At 38.4% G+C, this 20,498-nt stretch carries 20 protein-coding genes and 1 pseudogene; all 21 read right to left on the bottom strand.

The genetic code is table 11. From position 1 onward, the window contains the following. Positions 1 to 72: 72 nt before the first annotated feature. Positions 73 to 1,239: a nucleotide sugar dehydrogenase gene (locus ACRRSY_RS08900; protein WP_432462984.1), complete on the bottom strand. Its 1,167-nt coding sequence runs from the start codon at positions 1,237 to 1,239 to the stop codon at positions 73 to 75. Between the two features lie 161 nt (positions 1,240 to 1,400). Continuing rightward, complete coding sequence (locus ACRRSY_RS08895; protein ID WP_432462983.1) at positions 1,401 to 3,350, bottom strand: polysaccharide biosynthesis protein; 1,950 nt, start codon at positions 3,348 to 3,350, stop codon at positions 1,401 to 1,403. 181 nt (positions 3,351 to 3,531) lie between these two features. Continuing rightward, a complete protein-coding gene (locus ACRRSY_RS08890) occupies positions 3,532 to 4,098 on the bottom strand; it encodes a sugar transferase (RefSeq protein WP_432462982.1) in 567 nt (188 codons plus the stop codon). A gap of 6 nt (positions 4,099 to 4,104) precedes the next feature. Further along, positions 4,105 to 5,025: an NAD-dependent epimerase/dehydratase family protein gene (locus ACRRSY_RS08885; RefSeq protein ID WP_432462981.1), complete on the bottom strand. Its 921-nt coding sequence runs from the start codon at positions 5,023 to 5,025 to the stop codon at positions 4,105 to 4,107. A 2-nt stretch (positions 5,026 to 5,027) separates the two neighbouring features. Continuing rightward, positions 5,028 to 5,813: a glycosyltransferase family 2 protein gene (locus tag ACRRSY_RS08880; RefSeq protein ID WP_432462980.1), complete on the bottom strand. Its 786-nt coding sequence runs from the start codon at positions 5,811 to 5,813 to the stop codon at positions 5,028 to 5,030. A 42-nt stretch (positions 5,814 to 5,855) separates the two neighbouring features. Then, on the bottom strand, positions 5,856 to 6,713 hold the full coding sequence (locus ACRRSY_RS08875) for an ATP-grasp fold amidoligase family protein (RefSeq protein WP_432462979.1): 858 nt from the start codon (positions 6,711 to 6,713) through the stop codon (positions 5,856 to 5,858). After that, positions 6,713 to 7,246 (bottom strand): acyltransferase, encoded by a 534-nt coding sequence (locus ACRRSY_RS08870; RefSeq protein WP_439033352.1) that lies wholly within the window; start codon positions 7,244 to 7,246, stop codon positions 6,713 to 6,715. The genes ACRRSY_RS08875 and ACRRSY_RS08870 overlap by 1 nt, the downstream gene beginning before the upstream one ends. Next, entirely contained in the window at positions 7,224 to 8,423 is a 1,200-nt protein-coding gene (locus ACRRSY_RS08865; RefSeq protein WP_432462977.1) for a glycosyltransferase, read from the bottom strand. The genes ACRRSY_RS08870 and ACRRSY_RS08865 overlap by 23 nt, the downstream gene beginning before the upstream one ends. Further along, positions 8,416 to 9,339, bottom strand: a complete 924-nt coding sequence (locus ACRRSY_RS08860) for a glycosyltransferase (protein ID WP_432462976.1) — start codon at positions 9,337 to 9,339, stop codon at positions 8,416 to 8,418. The genes ACRRSY_RS08865 and ACRRSY_RS08860 overlap by 8 nt, the downstream gene beginning before the upstream one ends. Beyond that, a complete protein-coding gene (locus ACRRSY_RS08855) occupies positions 9,332 to 10,630 on the bottom strand; it encodes a hypothetical protein (RefSeq protein ID WP_432462975.1) in 1,299 nt (432 codons plus the stop codon). Before ACRRSY_RS08855 ends, ACRRSY_RS08860 begins: the two co-directional genes overlap by 8 nt. Positions 10,631 to 10,892: 262 nt before the next feature. After that, a pseudogene (locus tag ACRRSY_RS08850) lies at positions 10,893 to 11,565 on the bottom strand (ISAs1 family transposase); the annotation flags it as partial. A 229-nt stretch (positions 11,566 to 11,794) separates the two neighbouring features. Beyond that, complete coding sequence (locus tag ACRRSY_RS08845; protein ID WP_432462974.1) at positions 11,795 to 12,655, bottom strand: glycosyltransferase; 861 nt, start codon at positions 12,653 to 12,655, stop codon at positions 11,795 to 11,797. Next, positions 12,655 to 13,878 carry an O-antigen translocase gene (locus tag ACRRSY_RS08840; protein WP_432462973.1) on the bottom strand — a complete coding sequence of 408 codons (1,224 nt, stop codon included), beginning with the start codon at positions 13,876 to 13,878 and terminating at the stop codon, positions 12,655 to 12,657. Before ACRRSY_RS08840 ends, ACRRSY_RS08845 begins: the two co-directional genes overlap by 1 nt. 23 nt (positions 13,879 to 13,901) lie before the next feature. Beyond that, a complete protein-coding gene (locus tag ACRRSY_RS08835; protein ID WP_432462972.1) occupies positions 13,902 to 15,008 on the bottom strand; it encodes a DegT/DnrJ/EryC1/StrS family aminotransferase in 1,107 nt (368 codons plus the stop codon). Continuing rightward, positions 15,005 to 15,529 (bottom strand): GNAT family N-acetyltransferase, encoded by a 525-nt coding sequence (locus ACRRSY_RS08830; RefSeq protein ID WP_432462971.1) that lies wholly within the window; start codon positions 15,527 to 15,529, stop codon positions 15,005 to 15,007. Before ACRRSY_RS08830 ends, ACRRSY_RS08835 begins: the two co-directional genes overlap by 4 nt. Then, complete coding sequence (locus ACRRSY_RS08825) at positions 15,522 to 15,929, bottom strand: sugar 3,4-ketoisomerase (protein WP_432462970.1); 408 nt, start codon at positions 15,927 to 15,929, stop codon at positions 15,522 to 15,524. The genes ACRRSY_RS08830 and ACRRSY_RS08825 overlap by 8 nt, the downstream gene beginning before the upstream one ends. A gap of 9 nt (positions 15,930 to 15,938) precedes the next feature. Beyond that, positions 15,939 to 16,484 (bottom strand): dTDP-4-dehydrorhamnose 3,5-epimerase, encoded by a 546-nt coding sequence (gene rfbC, locus ACRRSY_RS08820; protein WP_432462969.1) that lies wholly within the window; start codon positions 16,482 to 16,484, stop codon positions 15,939 to 15,941. A gap of 3 nt (positions 16,485 to 16,487) precedes the next feature. After that, positions 16,488 to 17,369: a dTDP-4-dehydrorhamnose reductase gene (rfbD, locus tag ACRRSY_RS08815; protein ID WP_432462968.1), complete on the bottom strand. Its 882-nt coding sequence runs from the start codon at positions 17,367 to 17,369 to the stop codon at positions 16,488 to 16,490. Beyond that, positions 17,369 to 18,259 (bottom strand): glucose-1-phosphate thymidylyltransferase RfbA, encoded by an 891-nt coding sequence (gene rfbA, locus ACRRSY_RS08810; RefSeq protein ID WP_432462967.1) that lies wholly within the window; start codon positions 18,257 to 18,259, stop codon positions 17,369 to 17,371. The genes rfbD and rfbA overlap by 1 nt, the downstream gene beginning before the upstream one ends. Then, positions 18,260 to 19,330 (bottom strand): dTDP-glucose 4,6-dehydratase, encoded by a 1,071-nt coding sequence (gene rfbB, locus ACRRSY_RS08805; RefSeq protein ID WP_432462966.1) that lies wholly within the window; start codon positions 19,328 to 19,330, stop codon positions 18,260 to 18,262. A 171-nt stretch (positions 19,331 to 19,501) separates the two neighbouring features. After that, positions 19,502 to 20,497, bottom strand: coding sequence for a Wzz/FepE/Etk N-terminal domain-containing protein (locus ACRRSY_RS08800; RefSeq protein ID WP_432462965.1), 996 nt, complete (start codon positions 20,495 to 20,497; stop codon positions 19,502 to 19,504). Between the last annotated feature and the right edge of the window lies 1 nt (position 20,498).

Here is a 20,498-nt window from a genome sequence, read left to right as displayed (position 1 = left end):
CCAACCTACGATTTCTTAAAATAATAAAAAAGGCGCTCTAAGCGCCTTTTTTATTTAGATCAAATTAAAATATTAATCACTGCCAAACAGATCCCGAGTATAGACTTTATCGGCAACATCTTTGATTTCATCCACCATCCGATTAGCAATAATCACGTCGCAGCTTTGTTTAAACTCGTTTAGGTCACGTACGACTTTTGAGCGATAAAACTCATCTTGCGCCATCACCGGTTCGTAAATCACAACTTCAATACCCTTGGCTTTAATCCGCTTCATAATCCCCTGGATACTCGAGGCCCGGAAATTATCTGAGCCCGCTTTCATGATCAGGCGATATACTCCGACTCGTTGCGGGTTACGCTTCACAATCGAGTCAGCGATAAAATCTTTGCGGGTGGTATTTGCATCCACGATTGCGCCAATAATATTATTGGGTACGTTTTTATAGTTGGCCAATAGCTGTTTGGTATCTTTAGGTAAACAATAACCCCCGTAACCAAAAGAAGGATTGTTATAATGACTGCCAATACGAGGGTCTAGACCGACACCTTGTATAATATGACGACTACTCAGACCATGGGTCTCAGCATAGGTGTCTAGCTCGTTAAAATAAGCCACGCGCAACGCCAAATAAGTATTAGCAAACAACTTAATTGCTTCCGCCTCGGTTGAATCGGTCAATAATACGTCAATATTTTCTTTTATCGCACCTTCGACCAACAAGTTAGCAAAAATTTCCGCTCGCTCCGAAACCTCGCCCACCACAATTCGAGAAGGATGCAAATTATCGTACAGTGCTCTGCCCTCTCGCAAAAACTCTGGAGAGAAGATAATATTATCTACAGCAAATTTTTCACGAACGGACTTGGTATAACCAACCGGTACCGTGGATTTAATCACCATCACCGCTGAAGGATTAATCTCTAGTACATCTTTAATCACCGCTTCGACCGACTGGGTATTAAAGTAGTTGGTTTCAGGATCATAGTCGGTCGGCGTAGAGATAATTACATAATCTGCGCCTTTATAGGCCAGCTGTTTATCTAACGTGGCCGTAAAATCCAACACTTTATTGGTTAAAAAACTTTCGATTTCTGTATCGGCAATTGGTGATTTCTGATGATTAAGCATCTCAATTTTATCAGGAACAATGTCAACTGCCACCACCTCATGGTGTTGAGAGAGTAACATCGCGTTTGATAGGCCAACATAGCCCGTTCCTGCCACTGCTATTTTCATTATATTATTCTCTAATAAACTTAATATAACTGGTACCCACTAACCATTACTTTAACTAAAACTAATGGCTAAGCTAGGTTTAATTTGGATAATTATGAAATGATGTTTCCTGAATACCCTACAAAGAAAGACATAAACTATGACAAGAGAGCCCATTAATTCTACGAATTAACAACTTTGCTTACATCAACCAAATTTAACTGCTGAGTTTTATCATGATTCCAAACTAAATCACCAATTCCATCAGTTGGATTAAATCCGGTGGGAGCCTCTAACAAAAGCTCTCTAATTCTTTCATGGTCAACGCTATGACAAGCTAGATCAAGCTTATCAAGCAATTCCACATACTCATTAAGGGGTAAATCTACTTCATGTGCGGTCATAATGCGCTCATGCGCTGTTTTATTTACGTTGTCCCCAATCAGCAGCTCTTCATAAAGCTTTTCACCTGGCCGCAAGCCTGTGTACTTAATTTCAATATCACCATGCGGGTTAGACTCAGACTTAAGCTCTAATCCAGACAAGCGGATTAGGTTGATGGCTAAATCGGTAATTTTCACCGATTCCCCCATATCCAATACAAATACATCGCCACCTTTGCCCATCGCTCCCGCTTGAATAACCAGCTGGGCCGCTTCAGGAATCGTCATGAAATAACGTGTAATATCCGGGTGAGTAACTGTAACAGGGCCACCTTTAGTAATTTGCTTCTTGAATAAAGGAATCACCGAACCAGAAGAGCCAAGCACATTACCAAAACGAACCATACAGAAACGAGTACCATTGGGCTTACTATTCTCTTGTTTAGCCAATGCTTGCAAGCCCAGCTCCGCCATCCGTTTAGTGGTTCCCATTACATTGGTGGGCCGCACAGCTTTATCAGTAGAGATAAGCACGAAAGATTCGACTTTAGCTTCAATCGCGGCGCAAGCAGTATAATACGTTCCGTAGATATTATTTCTCACGCCTTCTATAACATTAAACTCAACTAAGGGCACATGCTTATAAGCTGCGGCGTGATATACCGTTTGCACATTAAACGACTTCATTGCCGTTTCTAAACGATGAGGTCGTTGTACCGACCCCATTAATGGAATAATTTCAAAATCTAAATCTTGTTCGACTTTGATTTGATATAATTCATGGTCGATTTGATACAAACCAAACTCTGATAATTCGAACAAAACAATGGCTTTAGGCGAATTCATCACGATTTGACGGCATAATTCTGAGCCAATAGAACCACCGGCCCCTGTTACCATTACTACTTTGTTCTTAATATTGGCTTCCAGTAACACTTGTTGGGGGGCTACGGGATCTCGCCCGAGCAAATCTTCAATTGATACCTCTTGAAGCTCATCGATTTTAGCTTTACCTGAAACAATATCCGTCATTTCAGGTACGGTTCTAACTTCAACCTGTAACTTGGCTAGCTCATCCAAGATCACTTTACGACGGGCTCTACTCGCACTAGGTAAGGCCAATAGCACTTGGGATATTTTGTACTTTTCAATTAAACAGGCCATATCATCGAGTTGCATAACCGGCAAACCAAGAATGACGGTTTTCCTTAAGGTAAGATCATCATCGATGAAGGCGCGAACACGATACTGGCCACTGCTACGCAATGCCATAGCCAACTGCCTACCGCCCGTTCCTGCGCCATAAATCAGTACTTCTTCACTTTGTTTTGCATAACTTTGAGCGACCAAGGAGCGCACAATCACCCTTGGCCCACCGCAAAACAAAGCCAAAAATGCACCATAAATGATAGGGACTGTACGAGGAAGCGGATCACTCATATAAAAGCTTAATGCAGCTAGTAAAATAGCAGAGATAATGGCACCAGCGGTAACAACAAAAAGCGCTTGAAAAGTGAGGAATCGAATGACAGCTCGATATAAACCAAGACGAGCAAACAACAATACAGTGACAAAACTAACCGCTAAGGCCATGCCCCACACGGCAGGGTTATACAAAAAGTGGCTATTACCTAAACGTACTAACAGGGCTAAATGAAAAGCCGAAAAAATTAACCCGACATCAACCAAAACACCAACAATACGTTTACGAGTTCGCGACAGCTGCCAAATAAAATCAAGACGTTGCATAAATTCTACTATTTTTATTCTTATATTATCCATTTACTCAAAAATCCCATAGCATCAATAAAATAAACTGGAGTCACGGATTTTGGAGAGAATGTACCCGCTCTAATTATAGCAGTAAGCAAACACAGATTAATGTGCTCGGTACAAGCTAACTAAGAAGCATGATGTTAACACATCTGAGCTATTTAACAGCATCTCCACCACCCTTTCCGGTTGCAGTCATAAGAATGTACTTAAAATAGGCCTTAAGAGTGAGAGTATCGATCATCAATCTGTCTGTTTTAGCTAGCAGTTGCGGTGTAGACATATCAATATTTTGCACTTGGGCTAAACCAGTAATACCGGGCAATACATCATAAACGCCCAAGGCATCACGCTCTTGGATTAGCTCTTCTTGATTGAACAAATTTGGCCGAGGACCTACCAAACTCATTTCACCTTTGAGTACGTTAATCAACTGAGGCAGCTCGTCAATCTTGGTTTTACGCAAAAAACCACCCAACTTAGTAATTGAAGCATTACTAGCTAGATGGCTAGCAACAGATTTAGTTTCAACTGACATGGTGCGAAACTTAATCAACTTAAATGGCTTTTTACTGCGGCCAACACGTTCTTGAACAAAAATGGGAGAACCCGTGTCGAATAGGCCGATGATAGTTACAGCAACTAATACTGGCCACAAAAAAAGTAGCCCCAAAAATGAGGCCAATAGATCAAAAATTCTAATCAAAATAAGAGATATAACCATACGTCATTACCAGTCTGCTACTATTTTATTAAGAGCTTCTTTTGTTGTCTCTAGAGGCTTCCAATCTAATTCTTGCTTCGCATAACTATTATCAATTACTAAATCCGATAATAATTGAGTGGACATCTTCTTTCGTCCTAGGCAACACAAAAAAGAATGAAGAATGAACGAAGGTACTGGCAACAGAAGCGTTTTGTTATCACTAAGCTCTACCAACAAATCTCGCGTTGAAATAGTCCCGTCGTCTGCGATCAAAAATGTTTTATTACTAGCATTAGGATGTTTACAGCAAATAGCTATAAAATTCGCTAAATTATTAACAGAAACAAAACTTTTGCGATTATAAACATAGCCAAAAGGAAGAGGTAAGCGGGTTCTCATCAGCTTAATTAACTGACCAAAATTACCGGGAGCCCCTTTTCCATAAACTAGCGGGGGCCTGATAACGACTAACTCAAACCCCAATTCTTCTGATAAAATTCTCAAACCATTTTCAGCTTCAAATTTAGACTTCCCATAATCTGTTACAGGCATTGGGATGGAGTCCTCGGAAAATATTTCCCCTTTTCTCGTTTTGGAGCCATTAACACCTATAGAACTAACAAACACAAATCGTTTCATTCCTTTATGAAACATCTGTTTAGCCAATTCAAGTGAGACGTCTTTATTGAAGCGCAGAAAATCCTCTAGCGGTTTTTTACTCTTATCATTAAGTATATGAGCTCTAGCTGCCAAGTGAACTACGGTGTCATACTCACCATGGATCGTTTTACCTTCTAGCAGCTCCTCAAGGTCAAAAGAAACCCAATTAACAGCAGAAGAGCACGCCTTAGGCCCTCTAGCCAACCCCGTAACCTTCTCATTAGAAAGCTGGGAAAGCAATGTGCGTCCTATAAAGCCACTAGCTCCAGTAACTAAAGTATTCATAATTAACGAACCTTAACTTCAGCGGCCTTAAAAAGGCTATTTTTAGCTCGCTTAAATGTCGCACCTATTAAATGGTTGCTTATGTAATAAAGCGAGTGAATTATAGATAGTTTTTCAATATTTCGATATAAACTCCAAGTGTAAAGCATTGTATTAAATTTAGCCGAAGAAATACTACCTTTTCTCAAACGATAATAAGCTAAAGGCTTTTGCAAGCCATAACCTTTAATACCCATTTTGGTGATTTTCAACCAAAGCCCAAAATCCTGGCGCTTACGAATATCCGGCATTAATACCTTTCCCAGCTTGTTTGTATCATAAATAGCTGTTAGACAGGCAATAACATTTCCTTTCAGTAGCTTAGAATAAGTAACTTCCTTTGGTGCCCTAACTGTGGTAGTTACCTGACCCTCTTCAGTTAAAAACTGATAAGATGAAAATGAAAAAGCTATATCATTAAACTTCATAAAATCTAGCTGTTCTTGCAACTTGTTAGGCAACCAAACGTCATCACTATCTAAGAAGGCAATAAAGCGACCTTGAGCCTCTCGAATACCGTCATTACGAGCCTTAGCGGCGCCACCTCCCTCCACTCTATTTATAATTCTAAATCGACTATCTTTCTCGACAAAGCTCTGTGCGATAGATAAAGAGCTATCCGTTGAACAATCATTAATTAACAAAGCCTCCCATTGTTGATACGTTTGTAGTCGAATAGATTCTAATGTTTCTTCCAAAAAATCTTCGGCATTAAAAATTGGAGTAATTATCGTTGTTTCAACATTCATATTTTACAAATTTCTATCTTTCTAAAGCTCTTGTTGCCTAAACTATTGCCAAAGTTTTCCTAAGGCAACGTCGTAAGATTTATTACTAAAGCGCTCAAAACCACTTCCAGGTGTAAGAGTTATCTCTCCGAAAAATATTTGACCTTCATGAAGATAAAGATCAACTCGAGAGTAACAGTTAGTATCATTGAGCTTGATAGCAATATCAGCCATTTTAACAATCACATTAGCTTCAGGTAAATCAAAACTACCATTTTCGTAAATAACTTTTAAATCCAACAAATTTAACTCAGTATCATAGTAGTTACGCTTGTGGTCAGTAAACCTGTCAAAATCCACTTGAAGGATCCAAGTAGTAGTTTCTTTATTTTTAAACACATGAAATTTAAAGTCTGGTGGAGAATCACCACCGAAATCAAGTTTCTTCTCTGCTATAACCCGTCGATGAATCATATCGTAATGAGTTTCTCCAAAAAAAGAACCTCGATAAGAATCGTTAAGAGCAGCCCTGAATTTTGAGATGACTGCATCGAAATCACAACCTTTCGACAAGAAATGAATATGCTGAGCCCCACTACCATGAGTAGTTTTAATAACAGCGTCACAGGGCAGCGATTGCAAGTCATCTTCTGTCAACTGATCATATACGCCCAAAAGAGGAATTAGGATGTGTGAACCAACTTTATCCTCGACGTATTTTCGGACTTCAAATTTGTCCGCTAAGATACTGTCTGACACACCTAACGTTAGTTTTCTACACTGGATCTTTTCGCTCCAAGTGGTAGGAGAGCTAAAGCTTACCGGATAACGATGTTTGTAAAGGAAAAATATATAGATTCGTAACTTAAGAGGCATCACTATCGAGAGGAAAATCAGCGCATTATTTACAAGCTTCCCCATCACAATGTTCCTACATCATTTTTTTTAATCAATTTAGCAGGTGCTCCACAATAGGTCCCACTAAATTGTAAAGGCTTTGTAACTACTGAATTAGCACCAATCAATGTACTCGGAGGTATAGAAGCACCAGCTACTAATGTTGAATTAGCACCAATCCAAGAACCAAAACCAACCGCTATGGGACTTCGAGCCATTTGTCCAAACCGATATGAACCATTACAAAGCGTATGATTTCCCGAAACCAATATTGCACCAATACCTAGCATCACTTGAGAACCTAATATGATATCTGTACCTGCATTCACAACCACATTAGTTGCAATAAAAACATCATCGCCTACAGATAGTCTTTTGATGCTGTATAATCTCGCACCACTAGACACTTGGAAATTACGCCCAGATTTTTTCATAACTCGAGCGTACAGCCAACCCCGGCATCTCATAAAAACAGCAATATCGGGCAAGAAAAAAGTCACAGCCCAAACTAACCATGAATAAAACAAGCCAAACTTATGCAGAAACATCATAGCCACCAAGTTTATCTTTAAGCATATGAATCCAATAAGCCTGAAAAGACTTATCAGCAATTTTTTTTGCACCCTCACAAATTCGTTCGTAATTTTCGTCGTTTAGGCACTCGACTAATGCTTGTCGAAGTTGGTCAACCTGACCAGGCTGAATAATAATTCCATTTTCTCCATCTTTGACGAAAGCATTGATTCCCCCTACATTCGATACAATTACAGGCTTATGAAATGACCACGCTTCCATTATTACTCGTGGAAAACCTTCATAGTTATTGTTGGAAGGCACTGTGATCAAGTCTGATTTATGAAACACAGCCGCTAATTCACTGTGAGGCAATTGCCCAGTAAAAGTAATAACGTCTGAAAGACCTTCGCTATCCGATAGCAGCTTAGCTTTTTCAAGGTCCGGACCATCGCCAACAAACGTTAGGCTCACATTCTCTTTCAACTGCTTGAGAACTTTAATCAGATCAAAGATACCTTTATCATCAACCATGCGACCAACGAATAATAGGTTTAATTTACCAGGCATCTTTTGGTAAGGCTTAAGTCCAGATACATCCACGCTTTTAACCATTACATCAACAAATTGATGTGTTTTAGCAGAGTATTTTCTACTGAAGTTTTCCAGCACATCACCCGTACAAAAATTAATCGCATTAGGATGGGAACATATCCTCGCCAACAAAAAGCGAAGATAGCGTGATGTAATATATGCCAGTAGCTTATTCAGTCCTTTGTACTTCGCGTCCTTCCACGTACTAGAAGCGTCAGCACACATATGATGAAGGAGTGTCTGATCATGCTGGAGCACACGCAAACCAAAAAAAATGCTACCAATTGAAGGCGTTCTAACCCAAAAGTAACTACCTTTATGAATACTGATAATCTCGTCACAGAAGGAGACGAACTCTCGATAGAAACTTGGCTTTAACAATAACTTTACAAAAAAGTCTTTAGTTGAAGAGTAATATGGCGCTTCATAAAAAAAACTTTCATCAACAACTGAACTTATCCCCCCACTTAATACTTCATCTGTAAAAGGCGATACTACATATATATTATTCTGGCCAAATATGTCCTGTAAGAATGCGGCAGAAGTTGGCTTAGCAACATAAGTATTTTTATTAAACTCACCCTTAAAAAAGGTTTCACCACAAAAAGCCACTATATTCTTAGTCATACTTCTTATACACCCCGACAATAATCAATATTTTAAAAACGATATTGGAAAGTATACTTCTTTTGAATAGCAATCCTGATTTTGCACAATTTAGTCTTTCCAAAAAGTTACCACCAGCATCAATAGCCAAACATAATTCTTTTGATTCATTAGCTCCATCAAGCAGATAAACTAACATTTTAGCTTCATCAACGAATGTTCTTTGATATTTTATACCTTTAATATACTTAAGGTATTTTTTCATTCTAGATACACCCCCGTAAGTTGACCCGATAACATTATTATCGTGTTGACGATAATGCATTTCTTCGGAATCTGTGATGATTACCCTTCCTTTTAATGATGCAATAATTAACAATAAATAATCATGTATGTATGTATTTTTTCCTTCCGGCGTTGAAACTACATTAACATATATTTCTAACAATGAATAATTAAAATGCATCGCACAACCAGGAACTTGACCTTCAACGATGAGATTACCAAGCTCAAATTTATTTGTTAATGTTGATTTTTTCAATACCATTAACTTTTCATTAGAAACATAAAATCGACTAACAGCTAAACATGGCCATGCGTTAATCATTATTTCGTTTACTGATTTCAACTTTGAAGGTAACCAAAAATCATCTTGGTCACAAAATGAATAATAATCAAAAGGAGCAAAGTTCTTATAAACATGTACAGTTAAATCTATAAAACTCCTTGCCACTCCAACATTGCCTCCAAATATCACGTTAACATTTTCGAAGTTATTATTATAACTTTTCAAAATAACTTTAGTGTTATCTGAAGAACCATCGTCTCTAACAAATAAAGTGACGTTTACATCACACTGAGCAAGAACAGAGTCTATTTGTTGTTTTAAAAATCTTTGGCCATTATAAGTAGACATTAAAATAGCAATATTAGACATAAGTGTCTTTCCTATATCGAGAAACTAAATAAACAAATGGAAAAAGCAAGAAACTAAAAATCGCAAGATTTAAAAAGTACTTCAAGGCCATACTACTAAAATCCTGTTCTATATAAAGGGCAATATAAGCTAAAAGTGTGTATAACATTAGACTGGACGTAGTAAATGGCAATCTATATCTAACTCTATTTCTTAAATAACCAACTAATACACCTAAAATTAGTGAGTAGATAAACAGTCCGAGCACACCAAAATAATGTAGACCAAAAACATTAAACCTCGCGTTAGGCCCTATAGTGTTTTCTGTTGATGTGTGAGCAAGCATTACGGAAAACCCTAGGTGCTGAGGTAAATCACTTCTAGGGACCAATCTAGCTGCACCTAATGAATCTGAGAATAATGCAAAAAAACCAGCTCTATCTGGTATATAACGAAGATAATCATCAACCCAAGCAAGATAGAATATATCTCCTGTATTTACAAACCTAAGTAGTAATTTACCTATTAAAATACCTACTCCAAGAGGCTGCTCTGACATTGAAGATTGTTGAATATAGGTTACAACTAAAGCAATCGGTATAGATAATAGAACAAAGAAATACAGCTTACCTTGAACCCGAACTTCAATACTTTTATTCATTACACTTCTAGAATGAAACATAAGTATTAAGCCTATTAAAAAAACCGCCTCTAAAACACTCAGCTTTGAGCCACTGACGATTTTAGTAAACATAAAGAAAATCAATATAATAACATCAAAGAATCGCCATCCTTTTAAATATACCAGTCTAAATGCGGCAAAACTGAAACTAAATATAGATGACACAAATATAATACGGTCTAGTATACCAATACCTCCACCAGAAGAAAAAGCATCTAACCTAGAATCCATAAATATTGGAAACCCCATAATCTTATATACATAGGATTGAAGCAAAATAAATAAAGTAGAACTAATGTAATACAACACGATGGAAAAAGAATCAATTCTGATTTTTCTATTTATTTGTTTCTTCCACCTTGGGCTAAAAATATTCCACCCTAAATAGAACAGAACCTGACTAATCATAAAGCAGAAGAAATAATAATCAGATATTTTTTCTTTATGCCAAAGAAGCATGACTACAGAGTAACCACTTGCGGATAATATAAAAAAGAAAAAGGCCGGATCAAATACACTGTATATTTGTCTATACACTAACAACCCGAATAATAAATATGAAATCACTAAGCATATTATCGCTGATTCAAAATTAACCGCATAAAATATTGCAAAATCAGTTTTAAACATAAAATCTCTAATAAAAATATCTACGATATTTAATATGTACATTTAACTAAAAGATACAGGATTCAACAACTACAGTCATCTGTAGTTTTTGTATATCAGCGAATCAATAACTTTGGTAATATCATATTGAAATATTCTTTGTTGAAGGATATGAGCACCGGGAAAAATTACCAAGATTACAAAGCCCCTTGCTCCGCAAGGACTAAAGAAAGGTGTTCGTTGTCGCGATTTTCTCTTAACGAAAAAATCATGAACATCCCCGTCAATAAAGGCTTGCCAGCACCTTCAAAAGGTACTCAGAATCCATCGCACATATCGCTCTTTTATGCTTAATACTCGCTCTCAAAGTTGTTTCACACTTAAGCATGTTTAAACACATCTGCCTGATCCTTGTGAAATTTTCTGCACTCTCTTCCGCACGTTTTCGGCAAGCACCTTCACCAAATGCCGAATCTAGGGACCAATACATCGACTCGACCAACCAATGTGAACGCGTTGCATTTAACCATTCCTTAGCATTTAAATCACTCGAGCTGATGTAGTATTTCACCACCACTTCTGACTCTTTCACTACCTCGTCTTCTTGCCTTATTGAAGCTTACCTTTAACTGCTAAAAGATAGTCCGCGTCACTATCAAGTATCTTTTGTGCAATTTTTTTGACAGCTCATCGCATCAATCGTGACTAAACAGTCACGATATATCAAGCAATTCAAGTCGCTTTGGAATGGCAGTGATCTCATTCGATTTCAGATACACTTTTTGCTGTCCAAGGCTCACGCCATTTTCAGTGGCAAACGCGTTGACCATATGGATAGCACCGAGACCGCGAGAATCATCGTAAGAGCCCCTCATCGTTTTACCGTCGATGGCAACCACTTCTCCTTTGGCCAACTCACAGCAGTCTTTCATCCATTCAATAAAGCATTTCTGTAATCAAATCACACTTATCATTCCCATCATTCCTATGGTCGATGTTTACGGAACGCCATGATTGGCGGGTATGTGATAACGCTAACTAGTGAAGCTCGAAAATTGAGAACTCAATACGCCACAATACCTTTAGAAATAAGCATATTCATGAAATGTTTCCTGGTGTGAACAGAGACCTTCAATCAGGCCTGCTCCATAGAGATTTTCATGATCTCCTATCGGTTAGGATAAATCATGACCACTTTTTTAATAACATCAAAAACAATTGGTCTGGATACTTCCAAGCGTTTTTATATCGTTCTTTTCTTGTCATAATTTTTTTAAATGAAACCCCCCTAAAATCAATAATATTAATAAGGGGGAGATTGAGAATATATAGGTTTAATTTTTTATAATCCTCTCTTAGCGCAGGGTTAACAACATTATTTGAACTTACCCCATTCACACCATATTTAATAGACTTAATATTCAAGAAATCAATATTAACACCAAGAATTAAAGCTTTGATATAAAAAGGGTAATCTTCTAGTAAACGATATTTCTCATCAAAAAAACCAATTTTTGTAAAGACACTACGCCGGTAATAAGTTGATGCCCCTGAAATAATATTATTTGAAAACAAAAGTTCTCTTAAGAGTTTCTCAGAACTATTGAATAACTTGACTTTTTCTTTGCTAGGTATCGCTTGAAGTTCAACTTCATTAATAACAGGCACTCTTAAAGTAGTAATAATATCCATATCTTTATTTTCAAATGCATTGATAATTTCATTTACAACGTATTCATCATAAAACTCATCATCTGCAGAAAGAGGGATTATAATATCACCTTCAGCATGCTTAATCGCATTATTAAAAGAGGCTACAGTACCAATGTTACTCTCATTCACAATAATATTAAATTTTAATAATGTCGACTCCAAAATCTTCTTTACATGCTCATAATTAAAATCTTCTGTTCCATCATCTGATATGATATATTCTATCTTATATCTTTCATCAATTTTTTGAGTCGATACAGATTTTATTGCCTTTTCAAGCAAACGCCAATTATTGTATGTAAGCGATATAATGGATATTTTTTTTATAGTCATTATTCAGAAAACTTTCTTACAAACACAAAAACAAACACAAAATATAAAATATAGTTCATCATATATGCCAAATTAGCTCCAATCACACCAAAATCCTGAACAAAAAAGTATGTAAGGCCAATAAAAGTAACAGAAAAGAACACTTCGCTAAGCACAAACCACTTTGTTGCGCCACGAGAAAGCATCGGGTAGGCATATAACCAACCAGTAATCTTAATAACATCGCCTATTAACTGAATAGCAAAAAGATCACGTGCACTTCTAAATGCCTCGGTAAATAACAAAGAAATAGCGATATCGCGCAATAAATATACACCCAAAGCCATAGTAGCAACAATTGGAATGATAATACGCGTCGTTTTATTTATTTCATTAACAATAGCATCCACGCCTTTTAGCGAAGATAAACGCGGCAAGTAATAAGTACCGAGTGCCATTGTAATCACTCCTAAATACACTTCGGAGATCTTCCATACCGCTTGCCACTGCCCTGTAGCATCCCAACCTACTTGGGCAATTAAAATATTTCGAACTAATATTAATGACACTGGTACAGTTAATGCGCTAGTAATAGCCATCAACATATAGCCACCGATCGCTTTACGTGCCTTTGTGTCAGTTTCCCCCCACCAAAAAGATAACCTCAACCAAGGCTGCCTTAAATTGACAATTAACATCACGAGGCCAATTAAAGCGGACTGAACAGATGCTGCCAATAAAGCACCTTGTATGTTATACATGGCAATCATTAACAACATTATACAACCAGATAGCAATGCTGAGAGCATTCCAAGACCAACATAACGGCGATATAACTGCTGACCATTAATCACCGAATTACATAACGTGCCAATAGCGGATAATGGCAACACACAAACAGTTGCCATTACTACCCATGCTAATGTAGAGTCTTGAAATAACCACACTGCAATATTATCAGCAAGTAGTAACCCTGTAGGTATAGCAATCGCAGAAATGATCATCATCCACTGAAGTGACGCCCGCCACCACGGCGTACAAGCGGCAAAACCATTATCTTTGTGCTCTGCGGTAAAGCGCACGACACCGCTACCTACGGGTGCGTTAATGATCCCGTTTAAGCTTCCTACCATACTTTGCACTTGACCCAACATCGCCATACCTGTTGGGCCTGTATAAATTGCTACCACTTTCGCGATAACAAAACCCATTGCCATTTTAATCAGGGTTAATAACCCTGTCATAGCTGTGACTTTGAGTAATCGCTTCACACCTTGAACTTATTAACTAGTTGAATAACTTTCGTAACGGCCTCATCGCTCATGGATGGATCTAGTGGAAGTGATATTACCTGTTGGTGGATCATTTCAGTAATCGGCTTTGATTGATGGTTCAATTCATTGTAAGCAGCTTGTTTATGTGGTGGTATAGGATAGTGAATCAGCGTTTGTACACCATAGTGAGAAAGCCAATTTTGTAGTGACTCTCGCAGCTCGCAACGCACTACAAACAAATGCCAAACGTGTGCTGCTTCGCTTTCAACTTTTGGCAATACAACTAATGAGTTATTAATCTCATCTCTATAACGTTTAGAAATTGCCTGTCGACGAGAAGTTTCTACATCCAAGTACTTAAGTTTCACTCTCAACATAGCCGCTTGAATTTCGTCTAGGCGGCTATTTATGCCTTGGTATAAATTTTCATACTTTTTATGTGAACCATAATTACGCAGTGCTTTCAGTGTCTGTGCGAGCCCATCATCATTAGTCGTAATTGCGCCTGCGTCACCTAATGCACCAAGGTTTTTCCCAGGGTAAAAGCTAAAGCCTGCAGCATCCCCCCAATCACCTGATTTCTTTCCATCAATCATTGCACCGTGAGATTGGGCACAATCTTCCAATACCAACAAACTGTGATCTTTTGCTATTTGCATAATTTCAGGCATTGGCGATATTAGGCCATAAAGGTGCACAGGCAATATTGCTTTGGTTCTGGAAGTGATTACCTCTTCTATACCTTCTTTGGTCAGGTTATAAGTATTTGGATCTGGCTCAACCAATACTGGCGTTAATCTATTTTCAGTAATGGCCAGAATGCTCGCAATGTATGTGTTAGCAGGAACGATAACTTCATCACCATCTACAAGTTTACCCATTTCCTTCCAAGCACGAAGAACTAAAATTAGCGCATCTAAGCCATTGGCCACACCTACAGCATGTTTTGTCCCACAATACTCTGCAAATTCGGACTCAAATTGGCTAAGTTCATTACCCATAATGTACCATCCAGAATCAATGACACGACTGCATGCTTGTTTCAAATCATCTTGGTACTGAGCATTAATACGCTTCAAATCTAAAAAATTAACTCTCATTGTTTGCCCAATATCTTTCCATACCTAATTTCCATTGATTTAATATCTTCTGGATATATTTCATATAAATAATCTGAATCAGTCTCGCCGATACATCGCGCCCCAAATTTTTCATGGAACTTGTTTACTGCATGATTATTTTTTCGAACATCAAAATGACATTTTTCGAACCCCAAATTTTCAAAGCCAAATTCATAAACAAGAAGCGCACTTTCTAAAGCTGCATAACGTGTTTTTTCATGATTTAGAATCCAACTACCCCAACAGAAAGAATTAGTCTTAAAATCATAAAGTCGAACTGTTCCACACTTTGTTCCATCATATCGTTCAATAATAAAATAAAACTGTTTCTGTAGTTGCTCTTGCTTTTTATAAGCCCTTATCCATATCTTTTGACTTTCTACACTTATGTCAGACTTCGACAGATATGTATTATATTTTTCATCACCTCGGAGTTCATTAATAAACTCAGCATCTTCTTCTTGAACAAGGCGAAGTTGTATAGTCTTTCCTTTAAGCATTATTACTTACCAACTCTAAAAAATTAGTGTAATCTCGAATATAATCAGCTTCATCATATAACTCACTCGCAACAACGATTAGCACACAGTCTTCTGAAAAATCATGCATCTCTCGCCATTTAAGCCCTTTTATATGCAAACCAATATCTGGTGATGATAAAGTCACTTTCTCTTTATCTTTTCCATCATCAATTAAAAACGTGACATTACCTTTCAGACAGATAGCAACTTGCTCTAAATTATAATGAGCATGAAAGCCTCTTGAGATATTAGACTGAGTATCAAAAATATAATAAATTCTTTTTATATCAAAAGGTATATTATTATACTGTTCTAGTGATATTAAACTACCACGTGAATCACCAAGAATATCAAACTTAATTAAATTAATTAGGCTCATTTAATCTACTTATAAATTAACATCACAGTTAAATTTAATACCCATCATATCTTTATTGGATAATAACGGCTCACTAAAAACTGGCCAATCTATTGCTAACGTTTCATCGCACCATAAAATGACTCTTTCAACCCTTGGATTATAGTAATCAGTACATTTATATACAAACTCTGCTTCATCGCTAGTAACATAAAATCCATGAGCAAACCCTTCAGGAATCCAAAGTTGGCGTTTGTTTTCAGAGGAAAGATACTCACCCACCCATTGCCCAAGAGTAGGAGAACCTTTGCGAATATCAACAGCTACATCAAAAACTTCTCCAGACACCACACGGACTAACTTACCTTGCGTATTTTCCGTTTGGTAGTGAAGCCCACGCAAAATTCCCTTTTTGGATTTTGAATGATTATCTTGTACAAATTTCGTTGGCTTACCAGTCACTAATTCTTCGAACTGCTTTTGGTTCCAAGTTTCCATAAAGAAACCACGTTCATCACCAAATACTTTTGGTTCAATAATTTTTACATCTGGAATTTTGGTATTAATAACTTTCATATGTTATTCCGTGAATGCTTTAATATTAGTTAATGCGGCTTTCCAGTCACTCGCTTCTAAGGTAAATGCATCTGAGATTTTTTGAGTGCTCATTCGCGAGTTGCTAGGTCGTTTTGCGGGTGTTGGGTATTGTGATGTTGTTATATTCGTCAAGCAAGGCTTCTTTGTTAGTACGCCTTGCGTAACCGCTGAGTCAAAAATAACATCAGCGAATTGGTACCAGCTGGCATGAGGTAAACCCGAATAGTGATACACACCGTACTCAACTATTTCATCCTTTGATATACAGTTGGCAATTTCAATCAGCACTTTTGCAATGTCCCCAGCATAAGTAGGGCCACCAAATTGATCACCTACTATGCTTAACTCATCATGAGTAGCTCCTAAGCGCAGCATGGTTTTGACAAAATTATTGCCATGTTCACCAAACACCCATGCAGTGCGAAGAATAATGTGTTTTTCGCAGGCTAAGGCAGCTGCTTCTTCGCCAGCAAGCTTACTGGCTCCGTAAACACCTTGAGGATTAGTTATATCTGTTTCGAAGTACTCATCGCTTTTATTACCTTCAAAAACATAATCCGTAGATATATGTAAAATGGCCGCCCCTAGCTCCTGGGCGGCTTCAGCTAAAAACTTCGGACCATCGCGATTAATTGCGTAAGAAAGTTCAACCTCTTCTTCCGCTTTATCTACTGCAGTATGTGCAGCAGCGTTAATAATGATCGCTGGTAAAAACTCTTTAACAATTGTGTTGACTGCGTCTTGGTTTGTTATATCAAGCTCATCTTTATCAACTGATAAAACTACATGATTTTTATTGGTTGATAGTTGCTCTGTTAGGCAACATCCAACTTGACCTCGCCCACCAGTAATTAAAACTCGCATTACCCTTCCTTGTTTAGCTTTTCTTTGACCAAACGATACAAATACTGTCCATATTCGTTTTTCATCATAGTCTCTGCACGAGCAAGTACATTTTTACTAGAAAGCCAACCATTACGCCATGCCACTTCTTCTAAGCAGGCAACTTTCAAGCCCTGTACATTCTCGATGGTTTGCACAAATGAAGAAGCCTCATGAAGGCTTTCATGAGTACCTGTGTCTAACCAAGCAAAACCACGCCCAAGCAACTCTACGCGCAAGGATTTATCATTTAGATACATTTCATTTAGAGTGGTAATCTCTAACTCCCCTCGTGAGGATGGCTTGATAATCTTTGCCATTTCAACCACGCGGTTATCATAGAAATACAAACCGGTCACAGCGTAATTGGATTTAGGATGTGCAGGCTTCTCTTCTATTGAGATTGCTTGCATATTATCGTCAAACTCAACCACCCCGAAGCGCTCAGGGTCTTTAACCTGATAACCAAAAACAGTCGCAATACCTCGAGCGGCCAATTTTGCCGCACTATTTAGCTGCTTACCAAAGGACTGCCCATAAAAAATATTGTCGCCCAACACTAAGCACACGCTGTCATCGCCAATAAACTCTTCCCCAATGATAAATGCTTGTGCTAAACCATCAGGACTAGGTTGAATCGCATATTCGATATTAATACCAAAATCAGAACCGTCGCCCAGCAAGCGCTTGAAACCTTGATTATCTTCTGGTGTAGTGATAATCAAAATATCACGAATACCCGCCAACATCAGAGTTGCAACTGGATAAAATATCATCGGCTTGTCATAAACAGGCAAAAGCTGTTTAGACACACCGCACGTTAATGGATAAAGCCGCGAGCCTGAGCCTCCCGCTAAAACAATCCCTTTCATTTATGCACCTGTTCCTAAGCGTTCTCCGGCATAAGAACCGTCCTGTACACGAGACCACCATTCTTGATTACTTAAATACCATTCAACCGTTTTGCGAATGCCTGATTCAAATGTCTCTTCTGGCTTCCAGCCCAGCTCTTGGGCTATTTTGCTGGCATCAATGGCATAGCGCACATCGTGGCCGGGGCGGTCTTTGACGAAAGTAATTAAACTTTCGTAGTTTTGAATATTGAGTTTTGAATGTTTAATTGGTGTAAGCTCTTCCAGAATTGAGCAGATGGTTTTAACCACATCGATGTTGGCTTTTTCATTATGGCCACCGATGTTGTAAGTTTCTCCAACCTTACCCTCTGTCACTACTTTGTAGAGCGCGCGTGCGTGATCTTCTACAAATAGCCAATCGCGGACCTGATCGCCTTTGCCATAGATTGGAAGATCTTTACCTTCCAGAGCATTAAGAATTACAAGTGGGATCAGCTTTTCCGGAAAGTGATATGGGCCGTAATTGTTAGAGCAGTTAGTCACTATGGTTGGTAAACCGTAGGTACGTAACCATGCGCGCACTAAATGGTCACTTGAGGCTTTGGAGGCTGAATATGGACTTGAAGGCTCGTAGGACGTATCTTCAGTAAACAAATCGTCTGTACCTTCTAGGTCACCATATACTTCATCTGTGGATATATGATGAAAACGGAACGTGTCTTTCCGTTCGCTATCAAGCTTGTTCCAGTAACAGCGAGCGGTTTCAAGTAAGGTATACGTTCCAACAATATTGGTTTCAATAAATGTTGCTGGCCCATCAATAGAACGATCGACATGCGATTCTGCAGCCAAGTGCATCACCATATCGGGTTGTTGTTCTGTAAATACTCGATCCAGTTCGGTACGGTTACAAATATCCACTTGCTCGAATACGTAACGCTGGTCATTTTCTACTTCACTCAAGGACTCCAAATTCCCTGCGTAAGTAAGTTTGTCCAAATTAACAACGCTGTCAGTGGTATTTTTAATAATATGACGAATAACCGCTGAACCGATAAAGCCCGCGCCGCCAGTAACGAAAATTTTCATAAAATACTGCTCTTTCCCTTATTCCTGACCGTCTATTCTAAATTTACGGTGATGATTCAAATAGAATTGCTTAAGGCCTTGGCGGCCATACCGCTTGAAGCACACCTTATTAAATTAAGTCTTATTAACTTCGACTAAATCATAAGGTTCTTACAACAATGCTAATTCTACCTAATGAGCTTGTATAGAGGTGTCCTGCTGTTTAAAAGCAAAGCGAATCAAAACTACCACGAACCCAAGCATTCCGCCCAACAGAGTGCCCAAAACACAAATCAACGCCCGCTTAGGTTTTACTTTTTTTTCTGCAACCACTGGTGGGTCTATCACTTTAAACACAAAGTCCTCATTGGCCTCGGCCAACATTAAGGTTTTCGTTTGTTCTTCAATCAGTTGATAAAATACACTCTGCATCTGGGCAACCGAAGTTTTTTCCAGCTGCTCTTTTAAATAATTAATATTTGCCATGGTTTCTTGACGAGCACGTTGTTTCACCACTTGGTTAATATCTTCAATTAACCAACTCACCCACTGCTGGGCAACAACTGGCGAAATATGCTCAGCTGCAAGGGTAACTAGTCCCGTTTCTTTGTCTGTCGAAACGCTCAACACCTCTTTCAAAAAAAACTCATGACTTTCTTGCATCGATGGTTCGGGCTGTTGCGGAAGCTTTACCTCGCGCACCCAGGTCTTTGAGTCTGCATCATACAGTTCAGGATCCAAATCCAGCTGTCCACTAATAGGATCCCACGATAATGCTGCCATCAACTGTGGTTTTATATGATATTTATTAACAAATTCGCTAAAGAACTGCCTGGATTTCAACACTTCAATAGCCAGTGTTGTTTGGTCAGTGCCACCTGCACTACCAAGATTTATCCCTGCTAAAGAAGCCAAACCACCAAACTGCGAAGCCATACTATTAAGCTTATTATTTTCTTGATTGGTCGCCGCCAACAAGGCGTTCGCACGATAAATATTGGGTTGATTAATTGCAAAAATGACTGCTGCCACCGCAAAAAGCATGGTGCAGACTAAAATGAGCCATTTGCCACGCCAAATAACAGCAAATAACTCCCGTAAATCGATCTCATCATCTTCTGGTAACTGAAATTGAGGCGGATAATCTGGAAACCGCTGCTGATGTTGTTGTGGCGCACTGCTTTTCATA

Origin of the sequence: Agarivorans sp. QJM3NY_33 (genome assembly GCF_050870865.2) — a bacterium.
Classification (GTDB): domain Bacteria; phylum Pseudomonadota; class Gammaproteobacteria; order Enterobacterales; family Celerinatantimonadaceae; genus Agarivorans.
The sequence above is the reverse complement of the archived record's forward strand: the minus strand, read 5'-3'. Positions and strand labels throughout refer to the sequence as shown.